The organism is Microcoleus sp. OTE_8_concoct_300, from assembly GCF_031383065.1.
Lineage (GTDB): Bacteria > Cyanobacteriota > Cyanobacteriia > Cyanobacteriales > Microcoleaceae > Microcoleus.
Genome location: NZ_JANMZH010000640.1, coordinates 1 through 2,552 on the forward strand (window position 1 = coordinate 1; position 2,552 = coordinate 2,552).

The 2,552-nt window shown below is 43.2% G+C and carries 3 protein-coding genes; 1 reads left to right on the forward strand and 2 read right to left on the reverse strand.

The window, feature by feature from the left end; genetic code table 11:
* Positions 1–5: 5 nt before the first annotated feature.
* Together ACUVJL_RS29025 and ACUVJL_RS29030 are read right to left on the reverse strand one after the other, a co-directional pair.
* Entirely contained in the window at positions 6–293 is a 288-nt protein-coding gene (locus tag ACUVJL_RS29025; RefSeq protein ID WP_445249016.1) for a PIN domain-containing protein, read from the reverse strand.
* 113 nt (positions 294–406) lie between these two features.
* On the reverse strand, positions 407–784 hold the full coding sequence (locus ACUVJL_RS29030) for a hypothetical protein (protein WP_445249017.1): 378 nt from the start codon (positions 782–784) through the stop codon (positions 407–409).
* 58 nt (positions 785–842) lie between these two features.
* Here ACUVJL_RS29030 and ACUVJL_RS29035 point away from each other — a divergent pair, with 58 nt between their 5' ends.
* Positions 843–2,495 (forward strand): FAD-dependent oxidoreductase, encoded by a 1,653-nt coding sequence (locus ACUVJL_RS29035; protein WP_445249018.1) that lies wholly within the window; start codon positions 843–845, stop codon positions 2,493–2,495.
* Positions 2,496–2,552 lie beyond the last annotated feature (57 nt).

Here is a 2,552-nt window from a genome sequence, read left to right on the forward strand (position 1 = left end):
CAGATTTACCAAATTGTGTCTATACTAGATAATTGAATCCGGCGATCGCGACAAATAACGGGTACATTAAGAGACAAAGCAGTAGCAGCAATAATGCGATCGGGCAAATGGGGAATTTGCGATCGGTCAACTTGCCTTAAAGTCAAAGCTATATTGCGATCGAAAGGAATTTCAACCAATAAGGCATCATCGCTCTCAACTTCTCTCAATAATAGATCGAGAGTAGTTGAATTAATCCGCCCTCTCTCGCTCAGATAGACAATTTCTGCTACTGTAATTGATGAAAAAGCCACCTGATTTCCCTCGGCAGCTATCTATTCTATTGTGGTTCTAGCAGTCACCGAAAGTCGTGAATCGGCAAAGATATACCAGATCGCAGCATGAGTCTCCGCTACAGCACGCAGCATTAGAAATCCTCCCTTGGGAAATTCGCCCATTCTTCGCTGCGAACTTCATCTATATCAGCGGCAGAAGGTGCAATTCCCAAGTCAGCACATAAACCCCACAACGATTTGCGGGGAGCGGGCCGAACAACTAATTCTCGTTCTATTTCAGGAACAATCCACTTAATCAATCGTAACTTTTCGGCTAGAGACAAGTGCTTGACAAGATTTAAAACCGCCTCAAAAGTCATATTTTTTATGTTTAAATTGGTGATAGATGTAATTGTAGCATTTTGGCTGCCAAGGACAGCATCACCAGGTTTGGGTTGAGAAGATTCGTTTACCGCGGTTCCCGGAAAAGTGAAACTTGTGTCGAAATTATCTAAACGTGCTATATTCAACTCCGTAAACCCTGAAGTGCGCTTTCAGGTATTGCAAATTTATCCACGAGTCAACTGAATGCTCTCTACTTTCAAGAAATTAGCTTCAATTGCAATCATCTTTGCCGCCCTAAAACTTTTAGTTAACTCTCCCCCTTTCAGAGAAATAGAAAATTATATCGCCAATAGAAACCCAGCAAGTGCCACCTTAGACACTGAAGCTTTGCACCAAAAATCCAGCAGCCCGCCTCAGGTACCTGGCAAAAAATCACCGCAGCAAAATTTCGATGTAGTAGTGTATGGCGATGAAGTACCGGGGATATGTGCGGCGATATGGGCTAAGAAAACTTTAGGCCCAAAGGGCAAAGTTGCGATCGTGCGATCGAACTACGCAAGTGCTCCTTTGGGTGGCTTACTCACCCGCGGCGGTTTAGCTTACATCGATTTAGATAAAATCCCCGATTGGTACCGCCAACCCTACGCCCAATGTTTTAAGGAATTCTTAGATAAAGCGAATGCGCCGGAATCTTGCTTAGACCCAAAACTGGCAGATCGAGCTCTCAAACAGATGCTTTCAGCCGCCCAAGTCAAAGTTATTTCCAACTCAACTCTTACTCCCTACGTCATAGATAAAAAAATTGAATATGCCGAAGTAACAGGCAGCAATATAATAATTAAATCCCACTCTTTTATTGACGTAACTCAAGACGCAGAATTGGCAAGAAAAGCAGGCTTATCTTATTATACAGGATATGAATCTCAAAATATAAAATCAAAAAATGAAACTTTAGCTGTATCTGTAGTTCCGATAATTACGGGTATAACGATGTCGGAATTGCGCAGAATAGAAGATGAAATTCTCTACAGCGCCCCATTGGTAAAAAAGATTCAAGAAACAATTACAAAATCTAAAGATCCTGCCAGTACAAAATTCTGGATGAAGAATTTCTGGAGTACGATTTATCAGTCATATACAGACGGCTACGACATCAGAAGCGCAGCTATAGGAGCAGCGTATCACATAGACAGAAATCTGCCCTTCAGTCAAAATAAAGGATTCTTTTTTGATAAAGGCAATGTCTGCGTTTATAACAAAAATGTGCTGTCCTGGAACGGGTTTCTGTTTAAATACCAAGTTGACAAAATAATGGAGATGGAAGCTAACGGCCGAAAACCGACTCCTGAGATGATTAAAGAAATGTCATATCTCCAATACTGGCTACAAAAGAAGTCCGGTAAAGATGTGAGAGTATTTATTCCGGACGAGATTTATATCAGGCAAACTTTGAACGTCCGCGATGTGGTAGATCCGCTGACGGGGAAGGAGATTATCAAAGGGGGAACAGCAGCGTCCAAGTCGATCGGCAGTTTTTCCTACGATTTCGACTTGCGGGGCGGAGTCAAGCATTTATCGGCGAGAATTCCGCCGCTGCCAGTGTATAATTTCGGGATAGAAAGCGCTTTGGCTAGCAAAGTGAATAATTTAGCCATTGTCGGGCGATCGTCCGGTTATGTCGGTATGGCGGTATCTGTCGGGCGAATTGCGACAGTGAATATTTATCAAGGACAAGGTGTGGGCGTGGCGGCTGGTTTGGCTAGCAAGTTCGGTGTGCCGCTGAATACGATTACTTCGAGTGAAACGAAACAAACTCTGGAGACTTTAACGGGAAAAACGACGTATTTGTCGGGGAGAGATACGAGTTATGGGGTGGATTATAAGGAGGTGAAATAATTAAAGATATTAAGAGGAATGAACCGCAGAGGGCGCAGAGGGCGCAGAGAGGAGAGG